This is a genomic window from Escherichia sp. KS167_9B, from assembly GCF_030295215.1.
Lineage (GTDB): Bacteria > Pseudomonadota > Gammaproteobacteria > Enterobacterales > Enterobacteriaceae > Escherichia > Escherichia coli_F.
On the sequence record NZ_AP025754.1, the window covers coordinates 3,980,261 to 3,997,362 of the forward strand.

The 17,102-nt window shown below is 50.4% G+C and carries 11 protein-coding genes, 3 tRNA genes and 4 rRNA genes; 7 read left to right on the plus strand and 11 right to left on the minus strand.

Features of this window, described 5'->3' with window-relative positions:
- Positions 1 to 6: 6 nt before the first annotated feature.
- The 6 genes from acrF (at position 7) to QUE34_RS19985 (ending at position 8,168) form a co-directional block, all read left to right on the plus strand.
- A complete protein-coding gene (acrF, locus tag QUE34_RS19960; RefSeq protein ID WP_032303869.1) occupies positions 7 to 3,111 on the plus strand; it encodes a multidrug efflux RND transporter permease subunit AcrF in 3,105 nt (1,034 codons plus the stop codon).
- Between the two features lie 252 nt (positions 3,112 to 3,363).
- The gene (locus QUE34_RS19965) at positions 3,364 to 3,585 is read left to right on the plus strand and encodes a putative periplasmic lipoprotein (protein WP_000825639.1); all 222 of its coding nucleotides are present in this window, start codon (positions 3,364 to 3,366) and stop codon (positions 3,583 to 3,585) included.
- 429 nt (positions 3,586 to 4,014) lie between these two features.
- A complete protein-coding gene (locus tag QUE34_RS19970; protein ID WP_032303870.1) occupies positions 4,015 to 5,040 on the plus strand; it encodes an amino acid ABC transporter substrate-binding protein in 1,026 nt (341 codons plus the stop codon).
- Positions 5,041 to 5,107: 67 nt separating this feature from the next.
- The gene (locus QUE34_RS19975) at positions 5,108 to 6,289 is read left to right on the plus strand and encodes an amino acid ABC transporter permease (protein ID WP_032185226.1); all 1,182 of its coding nucleotides are present in this window, start codon (positions 5,108 to 5,110) and stop codon (positions 6,287 to 6,289) included.
- A gap of 9 nt (positions 6,290 to 6,298) precedes the next feature.
- Entirely contained in the window at positions 6,299 to 7,402 is a 1,104-nt protein-coding gene (locus tag QUE34_RS19980) for an amino acid ABC transporter permease (protein ID WP_032185227.1), read from the plus strand.
- A gap of 7 nt (positions 7,403 to 7,409) precedes the next feature.
- Positions 7,410 to 8,168, plus strand: coding sequence for an amino acid ABC transporter ATP-binding protein (locus tag QUE34_RS19985; RefSeq protein ID WP_032185228.1), 759 nt, complete (start codon positions 7,410 to 7,412; stop codon positions 8,166 to 8,168).
- A 230-nt stretch (positions 8,169 to 8,398) separates the two neighbouring features.
- Here QUE34_RS19985 and rrf (QUE34_RS19990) read toward each other — a convergent pair.
- The 7 genes from rrf (QUE34_RS19990) to QUE34_RS20020 form a co-directional block, all read right to left on the minus strand.
- Positions 8,399 to 8,514 (minus strand): 5S ribosomal RNA (rrf, locus tag QUE34_RS19990).
- A gap of 39 nt (positions 8,515 to 8,553) precedes the next feature.
- Positions 8,554 to 8,629: transfer RNA gene (locus QUE34_RS19995), tRNA-Thr, on the minus strand.
- Positions 8,630 to 8,782: 153 nt separating this feature from the next.
- Positions 8,783 to 8,898: ribosomal RNA gene (gene rrf, locus QUE34_RS20000) — 5S ribosomal RNA — on the minus strand.
- A gap of 95 nt (positions 8,899 to 8,993) precedes the next feature.
- Positions 8,994 to 11,899: ribosomal RNA gene (locus QUE34_RS20005) — 23S ribosomal RNA — on the minus strand.
- A gap of 183 nt (positions 11,900 to 12,082) precedes the next feature.
- Positions 12,083 to 12,158: transfer RNA gene (locus QUE34_RS20010), tRNA-Ala, on the minus strand.
- Between the two features lie 42 nt (positions 12,159 to 12,200).
- Positions 12,201 to 12,277 (minus strand) — tRNA-Ile (locus QUE34_RS20015).
- 68 nt (positions 12,278 to 12,345) lie between these two features.
- Positions 12,346 to 13,887, minus strand: a 16S ribosomal RNA gene (locus QUE34_RS20020).
- Together the 16S, 23S and 5S rRNA genes with 3 tRNA genes alongside form the textbook arrangement of a ribosomal RNA operon.
- 472 nt (positions 13,888 to 14,359) lie before the next feature.
- Between QUE34_RS20020 and QUE34_RS20025 the strand changes: the two genes are divergently transcribed.
- Complete coding sequence (locus tag QUE34_RS20025) at positions 14,360 to 14,914, plus strand: gamma carbonic anhydrase family protein (protein ID WP_001286209.1); 555 nt, start codon at positions 14,360 to 14,362, stop codon at positions 14,912 to 14,914.
- Here QUE34_RS20025 and QUE34_RS20030 read toward each other — a convergent pair.
- The 4 genes from QUE34_RS20030 to QUE34_RS20045 are packed head-to-tail and all read right to left on the minus strand — an operon-like array spanning position 14,890 to position 17,086.
- Positions 14,890 to 15,147, minus strand: coding sequence for a DUF1488 family protein (locus QUE34_RS20030; RefSeq protein ID WP_001070585.1), 258 nt, complete (start codon positions 15,145 to 15,147; stop codon positions 14,890 to 14,892). The genes QUE34_RS20025 and QUE34_RS20030 overlap by 25 nt on opposite strands.
- Positions 15,144 to 15,962 carry a shikimate dehydrogenase gene (aroE, locus tag QUE34_RS20035; protein ID WP_000432883.1) on the minus strand — a complete coding sequence of 273 codons (819 nt, stop codon included), beginning with the start codon at positions 15,960 to 15,962 and terminating at the stop codon, positions 15,144 to 15,146. The genes QUE34_RS20030 and aroE overlap by 4 nt, the downstream gene beginning before the upstream one ends.
- Before the next feature lie 4 nt (positions 15,963 to 15,966).
- The gene (gene tsaC, locus QUE34_RS20040; RefSeq protein WP_001353637.1) at positions 15,967 to 16,539 is read right to left on the minus strand and encodes an L-threonylcarbamoyladenylate synthase type 1 TsaC; all 573 of its coding nucleotides are present in this window, start codon (positions 16,537 to 16,539) and stop codon (positions 15,967 to 15,969) included.
- 4 nt (positions 16,540 to 16,543) lie between these two features.
- The gene (locus QUE34_RS20045) at positions 16,544 to 17,086 is read right to left on the minus strand and encodes a DNA topoisomerase family protein (RefSeq protein ID WP_032185250.1); all 543 of its coding nucleotides are present in this window, start codon (positions 17,084 to 17,086) and stop codon (positions 16,544 to 16,546) included.
- Positions 17,087 to 17,102: the final 16 nt, after the last annotated feature.

Sequence of the window (17,102 nt, forward strand, 5' to 3'; positions counted from 1 at the left end):
TCTGACATGGCAAACTTTTTTATTCGACGACCGATATTTGCATGGGTGCTGGCCATTATTCTGATGATGGCGGGTGTACTGGCGATCCTACAATTGCCCGTCGCCCAATACCCAACCATTGCGCCGCCTGCAGTTTCTGTTTCGGCAAACTATCCGGGCGCTGATGCGCAGACCGTGCAGGATACGGTGACGCAGGTTATCGAACAGAATATGAATGGTATCGATAACCTGATGTATATGTCCTCCACCAGCGATTCCGCCGGTAGCGTGACAATTACCCTTACCTTCCAGTCCGGGACCGATCCAGATATCGCGCAAGTGCAGGTGCAGAACAAACTCCAGCTCGCCACGCCGTTGCTGCCGCAGGAGGTACAGCAGCAGGGGATCAGTGTTGAAAAGTCCAGTAGCAGCTATTTGATGGTGGCGGGCTTTGTCTCTGATAACCCAGGCACCACACAGGACGATATCTCGGACTATGTGGCCTCTAACGTTAAAGATACGCTTAGCCGTCTGAATGGCGTCGGTGACGTACAGCTTTTCGGCGCACAGTATGCGATGCGTATCTGGTTGGACGCCGATCTGCTAAACAAATATAAACTGACGCCGGTTGATGTGATTAACCAGTTGAAGGTACAGAACGATCAGATCGCTGCCGGACAGTTGGGCGGAACGCCAGCGTTACCAGGGCAACAGTTGAACGCCTCGATTATTGCTCAGACGCGGTTAAAAAATCCGGAAGAATTCGGCAAAGTGACCCTGCGCGTAAACAGTGACGGCTCGGTGGTACGCCTGAAAGATGTCGCACGGGTTGAACTTGGCGGTGAAAACTATAACGTTATCGCTCGCATCAACGGTAAACCGGCGGCGGGCCTGGGTATTAAGCTGGCAACCGGCGCGAATGCTCTCAATACCGCGAAAGCCATTAAGGCAAAACTGGCGGAATTACAGCCATTCTTCCCGCAGGGAATGAAGGTTCTCTACCCTTATGACACCACACCATTCGTCCAGCTTTCTATTCACGAAGTGGTAAAAACGCTGTTCGAAGCCATTATGCTGGTGTTCCTGGTGATGTATCTGTTCTTGCAGAATATGCGAGCAACGCTGATCCCCACCATTGCGGTACCCGTGGTGTTGTTAGGGACGTTTGCCATCCTCGCCGCTTTTGGTTACTCCATCAATACACTAACTATGTTCGGGATGGTGCTTGCCATCGGGCTGCTCGTCGATGATGCGATAGTGGTGGTGGAGAACGTCGAGCGCGTGATGATGGAGGATAAGCTCCCGCCAAAAGAAGCGACGGAAAAATCAATGTCGCAAATCCAGGGCGCACTGGTGGGTATCGCGATGGTGCTGTCAGCGGTATTTATTCCAATGGCATTCTTCGGCGGTTCTACTGGGGCAATTTACCGCCAGTTCTCTATCACCATCGTTTCGGCAATGGCGCTTTCTGTTCTGGTGGCATTGATTCTTACCCCAGCGTTATGTGCAACACTGCTCAAACCCGTCTCTGCTGAGCATCACGAAAATAAGGGCGGTTTCTTCGGCTGGTTTAATACCACCTTCGATCATAGCGTTAACCACTACACCAACAGCGTCGGCAAAATCCTCGGTTCCACAGGACGATATTTACTGATCTATGCACTAATTGTTGCTGGAATGGTGGTGTTGTTTTTACGTCTTCCGTCTTCCTTCTTACCTGAAGAGGATCAGGGTGTCTTTCTGACTATGATTCAGTTACCCGCTGGCGCGACGCAAGAGCGGACGCAAAAAGTGTTGGATCAAGTGACGGATTACTATCTGAAGAACGAGAAAGCGAACGTAGAAAGTGTCTTTACGGTTAACGGCTTTAGCTTCAGCGGCCAGGCACAAAACGCCGGTATGGCTTTCGTCAGTCTGAAACCGTGGGAAGAGCGTAGTGGTGACGAAAACAGTGCGGAAGCGGTAATCCATCGTGCCAAAATGGAATTGGGCAAGATCCGCGACGGTTTTGTCATTCCATTCAATATGCCAGCCATTGTTGAACTGGGCACGGCAACGGGTTTCGACTTTGAGTTAATTGATCAGGCTGGGCTGGGTCACGATGCCCTGACCCAGGCCCGTAACCAGTTGCTTGGCATGGCGGCGCAACATCCTGCCAGCTTAGTCAGCGTGCGTCCTAATGGTCTGGAAGACACCGCGCAGTTTAAACTGGAAGTTGACCAGGAAAAGGCGCAGGCATTAGGTGTTTCACTTTCTGACATCAATCAGACCATTTCAACGGCGTTGGGTGGGACTTACGTTAACGACTTCATTGACCGTGGTCGCGTGAAAAAGGTGTATGTTCAGGCGGATGCCAAATTCCGTATGCTGCCAGAAGATGTCGATAAACTTTATGTCCGCAGCGCCAACGGCGAAATGGTGCCATTCTCTGCCTTTACCACTGCACATTGGGTGTATGGCTCTCCGCGACTGGAGCGCTACAACGGTCTGCCGTCAATGGAGATTCAGGGGGAAGCCGCGCCAGGAACCAGTTCCGGCGATGCCATGGCGTTGATGGAAAACCTTGCATCACAATTACCAGCTGGCATTGGTTATGACTGGACGGGTATGTCATATCAGGAACGCTTATCGGGAAACCAAGCTCCCGCTCTGGTAGCAATTTCCTTTGTGGTTGTTTTCCTGTGCCTTGCTGCACTCTATGAAAGCTGGTCAATTCCTGTCTCGGTTATGTTAGTCGTGCCGTTAGGGATTGTCGGCGTGCTACTGGCGGCGACACTCTTTAATCAAAAAAATGACGTCTACTTTATGGTGGGCTTGCTAACGACAATTGGCTTGTCGGCCAAAAACGCTATTTTGATTGTTGAGTTCGCTAAAGATCTCATGGAGAAAGAGGGTAAAGGTGTTGCCGAAGCAACACTGATGGCAGTACGTATGCGTCTGCGTCCTATCCTGATGACCTCTCTCGCCTTTATTCTCGGCGTATTACCGCTAGCTATCAGTAACGGTGCCGGCAGTGGCGCGCAGAACGCAGTGGGTATCGGGGTAATGGGCGGGATGGTCTCTGCAACGTTGCTGGCAATCTTCTTCGTGCCGGTGTTCTTTGTGGTTATCCGCCGTTGCTTTAAAGGATAAATCAGAAACATAAAGGCGCTTTCGGGTGCCTTTATTATTTTCAGTGAAACCCATAAAAATTAATAAGATATTCTTCTACTCACTCTTTAAAAAATTTCTATAGTTCCCGCTCCCTTCACTATTTTTACAATTCACATAATTTGTCATTATTCATGCCGCAAGATTTATAACCTCCAGTGATAAAATGGCATTCAGCTCGTTAATAAGAGAGTTAACTTATTAAGCGTTAGCGTTTATTACTGAGGTAACACCATGAAAAGATTAATTCCTGTAGCATTGCTCACCGCATTGCTGGCGGGCTGTGCTCACGATTCGCCCTGCGTTCCGGTTTATGACGATCAGGGTCGACTGGTTCACACCAATACCTGTATGAAAGGCACGACTCAGGATAACTGGGAAACGGCTGGGGCTATTGCTGGCGGGGCAGCAGCTGTTGCTGGCCTGACGATGGGGATCATCGCTCTGTCGAAATAACTGAACAGGGCGCGGAGTATCGCGCTCTGTTTAACGATACAGTATCTCTCCATAAGATAAAATATTGCTATATTCTGCTGGGTAATTCCCTGCTGATTTAGCATGTTATATCGCGTTATTTCGCTGCTTTCGAAATAACGCATCAATTTAATTTTCACAATTCCTACCAGAAATATACTCACGCTAACAATCATTATTCTGCTTAGTAAAAATGCGTAAATATTTTGCGCCAAAATGTGGCGCATGTTTCATTTTCGCACCATTGCGGGGCGCTGTTTTTATTATTTCCTGTCTACACTCAGCTTATTGCGACGCGAAATCGTGCGCAAAAGCTGGCACTACTTTTGCTTATAAGAGGATGGCCACAGACAGGTAAAAGACGTTTCCCAAACGTCCTATAACGATAATTTTCGCCTCACAGGAAGCATTATGAAAAAGATGATGATAGCCACACTGGCTGCCGCCAGCGTGCTGCTTGCCGTTGCAAATCAGGCGCATGCTGGCGCGACGCTTGATGCCGTTCAGAAAAAAGGTTTTGTGCAATGCGGGATCAGTGATGGATTACCTGGGTTCTCTTATGCCGATGCTGACGGTAAGTTTTCAGGTATTGATGTAGATGTTTGTCGTGGTGTTGCGGCAGCTGTATTTAGTGACGACACGAAAGTGAAATATACCCCGCTCACTGCAAAAGAACGCTTCACGGCTTTACAGTCAGGGGAGGTGGATTTGCTCTCCCGTAATACGACCTGGACTTCCTCTCGCGATGCCGGTATGGGAATGGCATTTACTGGCGTCACTTATTATGACGGCATTGGTTTCCTGACGCACGATAAAGCGGGATTAAAAAGCGCGAAAGAACTGGATGGCGCAACAGTCTGTATTCAGGCGGGTACTGATACCGAACTCAACGTCGCCGATTACTTCAAGGCAAACAATATGAAGTACACACCAGTGACTTTCGATCGCTCTGACGAATCCGCGAAGGCACTGGAATCTGGTCGCTGCGATACGCTGGCCTCGGATCAATCACAACTGTATGCCCTGCGCATCAAATTAAGCAACCCAGCTGAATGGATTGTTTTACCGGAAGTTATCTCTAAAGAACCGCTTGGGCCGGTAGTTCGTCGTGGCGATGATGAATGGTTCTCTATAGTGCGCTGGACGCTTTTCGCCATGCTGAATGCTGAAGAGATGGGCGTTAATTCGCAAAACGTTGATGAAAAAGCGGCTAATCCTGCAACGCCTGATATGGCGCATCTGCTGGGTAAAGAGGGCGATTACGGTAAAGATCTGAAGCTGGATAATAAATGGGCTTACAACATCATCAAACAGGTGGGTAATTACTCGGAAATTTTTGAGCGTAACGTAGGTTCAGAAAGCCCCCTGAAGATTAAACGTGGGCAAAATAATCTCTGGAATAACGGCGGTATTCAGTACGCGCCGCCCGTGCGTTAAGTCGGTGTGAGGTAACGAGCGTCGCTACGGCGGCGCTCTCTTCAGCGTTATGCTTTCCGAGGTTTCTATGTCTCATCGCCGCTCAACCGTTAAAGGCTCACTCTCCTTTGCCAACCCTACGGTTCGCGCCTGGTTATTCCAGATCCTTGCCGTTGTTGCTGTTGTCGGCATTGTTGGTTGGCTATTTCACAACACTGTGACGAATCTCAGTAATCGTGGCATTACTTCGGGTTTTGCCTTTCTGGATCGCGGCGCTGGCTTCGGTATTGTCCAGCATTTGATCGATTACCAGCAGGGTGATACCTACGGACGCGTTTTCATTGTTGGCTTACTCAATACGCTGCTGGTTTCTGCATTGTGTATTGTATTCGCTTCTGTTCTGGGCTTCTTTATCGGTCTGGCACGACTTTCGGATAACTGGCTGCTACGAAAGCTTTCCACAATTTATATTGAGATCTTCCGTAATATTCCGCCGCTACTGCAAATCTTCTTCTGGTACTTTGCCGTGTTGCGCAATTTGCCCGGACCACGCCAGGCAGTGAGTGCGTTTGATCTGGCCTTTTTAAGCAATCGTGGGCTTTATATTCCGTCGCCGCAGCTGGGAGACGGGTTCCTTGCATTTATCCTGGCTGTTGTTATGGCTATAGCCCTTTCTGTTGGGCTATATCGCTTTAATAAAAAACACCAGATAAAGACCGGACAACTGCGCCGAACCTGGCCGTTCGCCGTTGGATTAATCATTGGCTTGCCTTTACTGGCGCAATGGCTTTTTGGCGCGGCACTGCACTGGGATGTTCCAGCCCTACAAGGTTTTAATTTCCGCGGCGGGATGGTTTTAATTCCTGAACTGGCAGCCTTAACGCTGGCGCTTTCGGTTTATACCTCTGCATTTATCGCCGAGATTATCCGCGCCGGGATTCAGGCGGTGCCTTATGGTCAACATGAAGCTGCCAGGTCACTGGGATTGCCCAACCCGGTTACGCTACGCCAGGTCATTATTCCTCAGGCACTGCGAGTGATTATTCCTCCATTAACCAGCCAGTATCTCAACATCGTCAAAAACTCCTCTCTTGCCGCCGCTATTGGCTATCCGGATATGGTTTCGCTGTTTGCTGGCACCGTACTAAACCAGACGGGGCAAGCCATCGAGACTATAGCCATGACCATGTCGGTCTATCTGATTATCAGCCTGACTATCTCGCTGCTGATGAATATCTATAACCGCCGCATCGCGATCGTTGAACGCTAAGGAGTCATGATGACAAAAGTATTGCTGTCTCATCCCCCGCGCCCGGCGAGCCATAACACAAGCCGCGCGATGGTGTGGGTGCGGAAAAATCTGTTCTCCAGCTGGAGCAATAGCCTGCTGACTATTGGCTGCATATGGTTGATGTGGGAACTGATCCCACCATTGCTGAACTGGGCATTTTTGCAGGCTAACTGGGTTGGCTCAACGCGTGCCGACTGCACAAAAGCAGGTGCCTGTTGGGTCTTCATCCACGAACGATTTGGTCAGTTTATGTATGGGCTTTACCCACACGACCAACGCTGGCGAATTAACCTGGCATTACTGATTGGCCTTGTTTCTATCGCACCAATGTTCTGGAAAATACTCCCGCATCGCGGTCGCTATATTGCGGTCTGGGCGGTGATTTACCCACTGATTGTCTGGTGGCTGATGTATGGCGGGTTTCTTGGTCTTGAACGGGTTGAAACCAGGCAATGGGGCGGGCTGACGCTCACTTTAATTATTGCATCAGTTGGGATTGCGGGGGCGCTGCCGTGGGGGATCTTACTGGCGTTAGGTCGCCGCTCCCATATGCCGATTGTGCGTATCTTATCGGTCATTTTTATCGAGTTCTGGCGCGGTGTACCGCTGATTACCGTTCTGTTTATGTCTTCGGTCATGCTGCCGTTGTTTATGGCAGAAGGCACCAGTATCGACAAATTGATCCGCGCGCTGGTTGGCGTGATCCTGTTTCAGTCAGCATATGTTGCGGAAGTCGTGCGAGGCGGATTACAGGCGCTGCCTAAAGGGCAATATGAAGCGGCAGAGTCGCTGGCGTTGGGTTACTGGAAAACCCAGGGGCTGGTTATTCTGCCACAGGCGTTGAAGCTGGTGATTCCTGGGCTGGTAAATACCATCATCGCACTCTTCAAAGATACCAGCCTGGTGATCATCATCGGGTTGTTCGATCTTTTCAGTAGCGTTCAGCAGGCAACCGTTGATCCCGCCTGGTTGGGTATGTCGACGGAAGGGTATGTTTTCGCCGCGCTGATCTACTGGATCTTCTGTTTCAGCATGTCACGTTATAGCCAACATCTGGAAAAACGTTTTAACACCGGGCGTACACCGCATTGAGGACACTATGAGCCAAATTTTACTGCAACCTGCTAACGCGATGATTACGCTGGAAAACGTCAATAAATGGTATGGGCAATTCCATGTTTTGAAAAATATAAATTTAACCGTGCAACCGGGAGAACGGATCGTTCTGTGTGGCCCTTCTGGTTCCGGTAAATCGACAACCATTCGTTGTATTAATCATCTGGAAGAACATCAACAGGGACGGATCGTGGTGGATGGCATCGAACTTAATGAAGATATCCGCAATATTGAGCGCGTCAGGCAGGAAGTGGGAATGGTCTTTCAGCATTTCAATCTCTTCCCTCATCTGACCGTTCTACAGAACTGTACCCTGGCACCGATTTGGGTACGCAAGATGCCTAAGAAAGAGGCTGAAGCTCTGGCGATACATTACCTTGAGCGGGTGAGAATTGCCGAACATGCCCAGAAGTTTCCGGGACAGATTTCTGGTGGTCAGCAGCAACGTGTTGCCATAGCACGTTCACTTTGTATGAAACCAAAGATCATGCTGTTTGACGAACCTACGTCTGCGCTCGATCCGGAGATGGTGAAAGAAGTGCTGGATACAATGATTGGGCTGGCGCAGTCAGGTATGACAATGTTGTGCGTAACGCACGAGATGGGGTTTGCGCGAACCGTCGCTGATCGGGTGATTTTTATGGATCGTGGGGAGATAGTGGAACAAGCTGCACCGGATGAGTTTTTTGCGCATCCTAAATCAGAGCGTACGAGGGCATTTTTATCGCAGGTGATCCATTAATTGAATGTAAGTTCGAAAAGCAAAAAGGCCATCCTTTCGGATGGCCTTTCGCTTGATTTGATGTCTGGCAGTTTATGGCGGGCGTCCTGCCCGCCACCCTCCGGGCCGTTGCTTCGCAACGTTCAAATCCGCTCCCGGCGGATTTGTCCTACTCGGGAGAGTGTTCACCGACAAACAACAGATAAAACAAAAGGCCCAGTCTTCCGACTGAGCCTTTTGTTTTATTTGATGTCTGGCAGTTCCCTACTCTCGCATGGGGAGACCCCACACTACCATCGGCGCTACGGCGTTTCACTTCTGAGTTCGGCATGGGGTCAGGTGGGACCACCGCGCTACTGCCGCCAGACAAATTCTTTTCTAATCTGCCGAACTTTAACCTAAAAAGTGGTGCTGATACCCAGAGTCGAACTGGGGACCTCACCCTTACCAAGGGTGCGCTCTACCAACTGAGCCATATCAGCACGCTTAATTTGATGCCTGGCAGTTTATGAATCACTTCGCGATTCACCCTTCGGGCCGTTGCTTCGCAACGTTCAAAAGCTTTCGCTTTTGTCCTACTCTCTTATCGAGTAGTGAACTGCCTCAAAGGTCAGTGCCATTCTTCGTAATTTGATGCCTGGCAGTTCCCTACTCTCGCATGGGGAGACCCCACACTACCATCGGCGCTACGGCGTTTCACTTCTGAGTTCGGCATGGGGTCAGGTGGGACCACCGCGCTAAGGCCGCCAGGCAAATTCTGTTTCATCAGACCGCTTCTGCGTTCTGATTTAATCTGTATCAGGCTGAAAATCTTCTCTCAATCCGCCAAAACATCTTCGGCGTTGTAAGGTTAAGCCTCACGGTTCATTAGTACCGGTTAGCTCAACGCATCGCTGCGCTTACACACCCGGCCTATCAACGTCGTCGTCTTCAACGTTCCTTCAGGACCCTTAAAGGGTCAGGGAGAACTCATCTCGGGGCAAGTTTCGTGCTTAGATGCTTTCAGCACTTATCTCTTCCGCATTTAGCTACCGGGCAGTGCCATTGGCATGACAACCCGAACACCAGTGATGCGTCCACTCCGGTCCTCTCGTACTAGGAGCAGCCCCCCTCAGTTCTCCAGCGCCCACGGCAGATAGGGACCGAACTGTCTCACGACGTTCTAAACCCAGCTCGCGTACCACTTTAAATGGCGAACAGCCATACCCTTGGGACCTACTTCAGCCCCAGGATGTGATGAGCCGACATCGAGGTGCCAAACACCGCCGTCGATATGAACTCTTGGGCGGTATCAGCCTGTTATCCCCGGAGTACCTTTTATCCGTTGAGCGATGGCCCTTCCATTCAGAACCACCGGATCACTATGACCTGCTTTCGCACCTGCTCGCGCCGTCACGCTCGCAGTCAAGCTGGCTTATGCCATTGCACTAACCTCCTGATGTCCGACCAGGATTAGCCAACCTTCGTGCTCCTCCGTTACTCTTTAGGAGGAGACCGCCCCAGTCAAACTACCCACCAGACACTGTCCGCAACCCCGATAAGGGGCCTACGTTAGAACATCAAACATTAAAGGGTGGTATTTCAAGGTCGGCTCCATGCAGACTGGCGTCCACACTTCAAAGCCTCCCACCTATCCTACACATCAAGGCTCAATGTTCAGTGTCAAGCTATAGTAAAGGTTCACGGGGTCTTTCCGTCTTGCCGCGGGTACACTGCATCTTCACAGCGAGTTCAATTTCACTGAGTCTCGGGTGGAGACAGCCTGGCCATCATTACGCCATTCGTGCAGGTCGGAACTTACCCGACAAGGAATTTCGCTACCTTAGGACCGTTATAGTTACGGCCGCCGTTTACCGGGGCTTCGATCAAGAGCTTCGCGTTACCGCTAACCCCATCAATTAACCTTCCGGCACCGGGCAGGCGTCACACCGTATACGTCCACTTTCGTGTTTGCACAGTGCTGTGTTTTTAATAAACAGTTGCAGCCAGCTGGTATCTTCGACTGATTTCAGCTCCACGAGCAAGTCGCTTCACCTACATATCAGCGTGCCTTCTCCCGAAGTTACGGCACCATTTTGCCTAGTTCCTTCACCCGAGTTCTCTCAAGCGCCTTGGTATTCTCTACCTGACCACCTGTGTCGGTTTGGGGTACGATTTGTTGTTACCTGATGCTTAGAGGCTTTTCCTGGAAGCAGGGCATTTGTTGCTTCAGCACCGTAGTGCCTCGTCATCACGCCTCAGCCTTGATTTTCCGGATTTGCCTGGAAAACCAGCCTACACGCTTAAACCGGGACAACCGTCGCCCGGCCAACATAGCCTTCTCCGTCCCCCCTTCGCAGTAACACCAAGTACAGGAATATTAACCTGTTTCCCATCGACTACGCCTTTCGGCCTCGCCTTAGGGGTCGACTCACCCTGCCCCGATTAACGTTGGACAGGAACCCTTGGTCTTCCGGCGAGCGGGCTTTTCACCCGCTTTATCGTTACTTATGTCAGCATTCGCACTTCTGATACCTCCAGCATACCTCACAGTACACCTTCGCAGGCTTACAGAACGCTCCCCTACCCAACAACGCATAAGCGTCGCTGCCGCAGCTTCGGTGCATGGTTTAGCCCCGTTACATCTTCCGCGCAGGCCGACTCGACCAGTGAGCTATTACGCTTTCTTTAAATGATGGCTGCTTCTAAGCCAACATCCTGGCTGTCTGGGCCTTCCCACATCGTTTCCCACTTAACCATGACTTTGGGACCTTAGCTGGCGGTCTGGGTTGTTTCCCTCTTCACGACGGACGTTAGCACCCGCCGTGTGTCTCCCGTGATAACATTCTCCGGTATTCGCAGTTTGCATCGGGTTGGTAAGTCGGGATGACCCCCTTGCCGAAACAGTGCTCTACCCCCGGAGATGAATTCACGAGGCGCTACCTAAATAGCTTTCGGGGAGAACCAGCTATCTCCCGGTTTGATTGGCCTTTCACCCCCAGCCACAAGTCATCCGCTAATTTTTCAACATTAGTCGGTTCGGTCCTCCAGTTAGTGTTACCCAACCTTCAACCTGCCCATGGCTAGATCACCGGGTTTCGGGTCTATACCCTGCAACTTAACGCCCAGTTAAGACTCGGTTTCCCTTCGGCTCCCCTATTCGGTTAACCTTGCTACAGAATATAAGTCGCTGACCCATTATACAAAAGGTACGCAGTCACACCCCAAAGGGTGCTCCCACTGCTTGTACGTACACGGTTTCAGGTTCTTTTTCACTCCCCTCGCCGGGGTTCTTTTCGCCTTTCCCTCACGGTACTGGTTCACTATCGGTCAGTCAGGAGTATTTAGCCTTGGAGGATGGTCCCCCCATATTCAGACAGGATACCACGTGTCCCGCCCTACTCATCGAGCTCACAGTATGTGCATTTTTGTGTACGGGGCTGTCACCCTGTATCGCGCGCCTTTCCAGACGCTTCCACTAACACACACACTGATTCAGGCTCTGGGCTGCTCCCCGTTCGCTCGCCGCTACTGGGGGAATCTCGGTTGATTTCTTTTCCTCGGGGTACTTAGATGTTTCAGTTCCCCCGGTTCGCCTCATTAACCTATGGATTCAGTTAATGATAGTGTGACGAATCACACTGGGTTTCCCCATTCGGAAATCGCCGGTTATAACGGTTCATATCACCTTACCGACGCTTATCGCAGATTAGCACGTCCTTCATCGCCTCTGACTGCCAGGGCATCCACCGTGTACGCTTAGTCGCTTAACCTCACAACCCGAAGATGTTTCTTGCGATTCATCATCGTGTTGCGAAAATTTGAGAGACTCACGAACAACTTTCGTTGTTCAGTGTTTCAATTTTCAGCTTGATCCAGATTTTTAAAGAGCAAAACTTCGCAGTGAACCTTTGCAGGTACACTCTGAAGTATTTTTTATTTAATCACTACAGAGATGGTGGAGCTATGCGGGATCGAACCGCAGACCTCCTGCGTGCAAAGCAGGCGCTCTCCCAGCTGAGCTATAGCCCCATAACATGTAGTTAAAACCTCTTCAAATTTGCGGTGCAAATTTGGTAGGCCTGAGTGGACTTGAACCACCGACCTCACCCTTATCAGGGGTGCGCTCTAACCACCTGAGCTACAAGCCTGTAGAGGTTTTACTGCTCATTTTCATCAGACAATCTGTGTGAGCACTGCAAAGCACAGTTCTTTAAGGTAAGGAGGTGATCCAACCGCAGGTTCCCCTACGGTTACCTTGTTACGACTTCACCCCAGTCATGAATCACAAAGTGGTAAGCGCCCTCCCGAAGGTTAAGCTACCTACTTCTTTTGCAACCCACTCCCATGGTGTGACGGGCGGTGTGTACAAGGCCCGGGAACGTATTCACCGTGGCATTCTGATCCACGATTACTAGCGATTCCGACTTCATGGAGTCGAGTTGCAGACTCCAATCCGGACTACGACGCACTTTATGAGGTCCGCTTGCTCTCGCGAGGTCGCTTCTCTTTGTATGCGCCATTGTAGCACGTGTGTAGCCCTGGTCGTAAGGGCCATGATGACTTGACGTCATCCCCACCTTCCTCCAGTTTATCACTGGCAGTCTCCTTTGAGTTCCCGGCCGGACCGCTGGCAACAAAGGATAAGGGTTGCGCTCGTTGCGGGACTTAACCCAACATTTCACAACACGAGCTGACGACAGCCATGCAGCACCTGTCTCACGGTTCCCGAAGGCACATTCTCATCTCTGAAAACTTCCGTGGATGTCAAGACCAGGTAAGGTTCTTCGCGTTGCATCGAATTAAACCACATGCTCCACCGCTTGTGCGGGCCCCCGTCAATTCATTTGAGTTTTAACCTTGCGGCCGTACTCCCCAGGCGGTCGACTTAACGCGTTAGCTCCGGAAGCCACGCCTCAAGGGCACAACCTCCAAGTCGACATCGTTTACGGCGTGGACTACCAGGGTATCTAATCCTGTTTGCTCCCCACGCTTTCGCACCTGAGCGTCAGTCTTCGTCCAGGGGGCCGCCTTCGCCACCGGTATTCCTCCAGATCTCTACGCATTTCACCGCTACACCTGGAATTCTACCCCCCTCTACGAGACTCAAGCTTGCCAGTATCAGATGCAGTTCCCAGGTTGAGCCCGGGGATTTCACATCTGACTTAACAAACCGCCTGCGTGCGCTTTACGCCCAGTAATTCCGATTAACGCTTGCACCCTCCGTATTACCGCGGCTGCTGGCACGGAGTTAGCCGGTGCTTCTTCTGCGGGTAACGTCAATGAGCAAAGGTATTAACTTTACTCCCTTCCTCCCCGCTGAAAGTACTTTACAACCCGAAGGCCTTCTTCATACACGCGGCATGGCTGCATCAGGCTTGCGCCCATTGTGCAATATTCCCCACTGCTGCCTCCCGTAGGAGTCTGGACCGTGTCTCAGTTCCAGTGTGGCTGGTCATCCTCTCAGACCAGCTAGGGATCGTCGCCTAGGTGAGCCGTTACCCCACCTACTAGCTAATCCCATCTGGGCACATCCGATGGCAAGAGGCCCGAAGGTCCCCCTCTTTGGTCTTGCGACGTTATGCGGTATTAGCTACCGTTTCCAGTAGTTATCCCCCTCCATCAGGCAGTTTCCCAGACATTACTCACCCGTCCGCCACTCGTCAGCAAAGCAGCAAGCTGCTTCCTGTTACCGTTCGACTTGCATGTGTTAGGCCTGCCGCCAGCGTTCAATCTGAGCCATGATCAAACTCTTCAATTTAAAAGTTTGATGCTCAAAGAATTAAACTTCGTAATGAATTACGTGTTCACTCTTGAGACTTGGTATTCATTTTTCGTCTTGCGACGTTAAGAATCCGTATCTTCGAGTGCCCACACAGATTGTCTGATAAATTGTTAAAGAGCAGTTGCGACGCGGCTTTCAGCTCACTGTCGCGAGGTGGCGTATATTACGCTTTCCTCTTTCAGAGTCAACCCTGAATTTCAGGATTTTTTCTCTTTGTTGTTACGACCATCTTGTGAAGTGTTTCACGTTGTCGTCTCAACGGAGGCGCATTATAGGGATCCCAATTTTTTGCACAAGTACTTTTTTGATCTTTTTTTCTGTTTGTTGTTTTTTCACCCTTTTTGCTGCATTCGCACACAAAACGGTGCTTTTTTGCATACTAAAAGACTTGCACTAGGCCAATAATGCACCCAAAGTCATTAGGAAATCATTTATTGTTGAGGTGAGTATGTCTGATGTTTTACGCCCATACCGCGATCTTTTTCCACAAATCGGTCAGCGCGTAATGATCGACGATAGTAGTGTAGTGATCGGTGACGTTCGTTTGGCTGATGATGTGGGGATCTGGCCACTCGTTGTGATTCGTGGTGATGTACATTATGTACAGATTGGAGCACGCACCAATATCCAGGATGGCAGTATGTTGCATGTCACCCATAAGTCCTCATACAACCCAGATGGCAACCCATTAACCATTGGCGAAGATGTCACTGTTGGTCATAAGGTGATGCTCCACGGCTGTACCATTGGCAATCGAGTGTTGGTTGGGATGGCATCAATTTTACTTGATGGTGCAATAGTAGAAGATGATGTGATGATTGGTGCGGGTAGCCTGGTCCCACAAAATAAACGGCTGGAGAGCGGATATCTGTATCTCGGTAGCCCCGTCAAACAGATCCGCCCGTTAAGTGATGAAGAGAAGGCCGGGTTACGCTATTCCGCGAATAACTACGTGAAATGGAAGGACGAGTATCTGGATCAGGGTAACCAAACCCAACCTTGATCATCTTCGCTTTGATCCTGAATCAAGCTTTCTGCTTCTTCTTCCAGGTCCCAGCGATGCTGACGAAAACTCGCTAACCACTGTTCTGGCGTATCTCCTGCAAAGCGGTTCGCCAGACTCTCTCCAGTAATAGCGCAAGTGAGCTGCATACCATTTACAAGAGCGGGAAAACAAACGCATTTTTTACTCTCGTTCCACTCTTCCCTGTCCGGAAACTGGATGGCCTGATTCACGCGGACAACTCCTCCTGCAATTGCTTTATAACTGGTTCTATGTCAGGCAGAACACCGTGCCAGAGAAGAAAGGCATGAGCCGCCTGTGCCACCAGCATCCCCAATCCATCCGCATTACGCTTTGAACCTCGCAGCTCACACCATGCCAGAAAAGGTGTTTTTCCTTTCTGATAGAACATGTCATAGCAACACATGCCTGAATGAATGAGCGATGCCGGGATCGCGGGAATATCACCACTGATGCCACTGGATGTTGCATTAATAATGAGATCGAACTCATGCCCCTCCAGTTCGTCCATACCCAACGCCTGAATACTGCCCGTGTGCGCAAACAATTTAGCCAACTCTTCCGCGCGGGATACCGTCCGATTAGTGATTGTCACCGCGCAGTCCAGAGAAAGGAGTGGAAGTAATACACCACGAGACGCCCCACCAGCGCCGATGAGTAGAATACGTAAACCTGGGCGGATAAAAGACAGACGTTCCAGATCGCTTAACAAGCCTACGCCATCGGTATTGTCACCCAGCAGGCGTCCATCTTCTAACCGCTTGAGGGTATTAACAGCACCAGCCAACGCTGCCCGTTCAGTAAGTTCATCAGCTCTGGCAAAGGCCTCTTCTTTAAAAGGCACCGTCACATTCGCTCCTTTACCACCAGCACTAAAGAAAGCGTTCAGTGTGTTAATGAAATCATTGATAGGTGCCAGCACGCGCCCATAGGGATGTTCAATATTCAATTGCTGAGCAAATTGCTGATGAATGAATGGCGATTTGCTGTGGGCTATTGGATTACCAAAAACAGCATAGTTTTCCATTATGTTACCCCTGTCGAAACAGTTCACCCGTCAGGGCATCGCGGATTTCTGAAGGATTTAAACGCCCTCCCGTTTCACCAGGCACAACCGGAAACGCTGCGCCAAATTGTGCGCGAACTTCGTCTACTGTTCGACAAGGCGGCAATCCACTCAAGTTGGCACTGGTAGAAACCAGCGGTTTACCATAAGCCTGGCACAAAGCAACCACCAACGGATGGTCGGTGACTCGTACAGCAAGCGAATCAAAGCGGCCTGTCAACCAGCGCGGTGTTGTCGCAGGCGCGGGAAAGACAAAGGTGACGGGACCTGGCCAGCGAGAAAAAATGGTTTCACGCTGCGCATCAGTCAGCATGCAGTCATCAATATAGGGTTTAAGCTGCTCGTAATTTGCCGCGATTAAAATCAGCCCCTTATCAACCGGACGCTGTTTTAGTTCCAACAGTCTCATCACTGCTGTTTCGCTATCAGGATCGCACCCGACACCGAAAACGGCTTCCGTGGGATAGGCGATGACACGTTCTTCATTGAGGACATCTATCGCAGCTGCGATAGCGTCTCCTTGCAGGTTATTATTCACGTTATTATTCCGCCGAAACCGGCTTTCCACATTGTTTACTGGCACAAAAGTGTTTTACACCCTGCGCGGTTTTCTTTTCGATGAGTAGCGGATAATGACACTCAGGGCATTCTCCGGCTATAGGTTTGAAGTTAATGGCAAATTGACACTCCGGGTAGCGATCACAGGAATGAAATGTTTTGCCATAACGGGAGCGGCGCTGGACCAGATGGCCCGTCCGACATTGAGGACAGGTAATTGCTGTTTCGTCCGGTTTATCGATAAGTTCGGTATGATCGCATTCAGGATAGTTACTGCAACCAACAAACATACCAAAGCGCCCCTGGCGTAAGACCAGATTTGCGCCGCATGCAGGGCAAATCTGCCCCTCCAGAACTTTGACGATATGTCCATCCGCTGAAGATTTCAGAGGACGGACGTAGTCACACGCCGGATACTGTGAGCATCCAAGAAACGGACCGTGTTTCCCGGATCGAATAACCAGTTCAGCCCCGCACTTTGGGCAGGACTCATTATTACGCACCGTGAACAGTGCTGATTTCGCCATAACAACTTATGCTGAA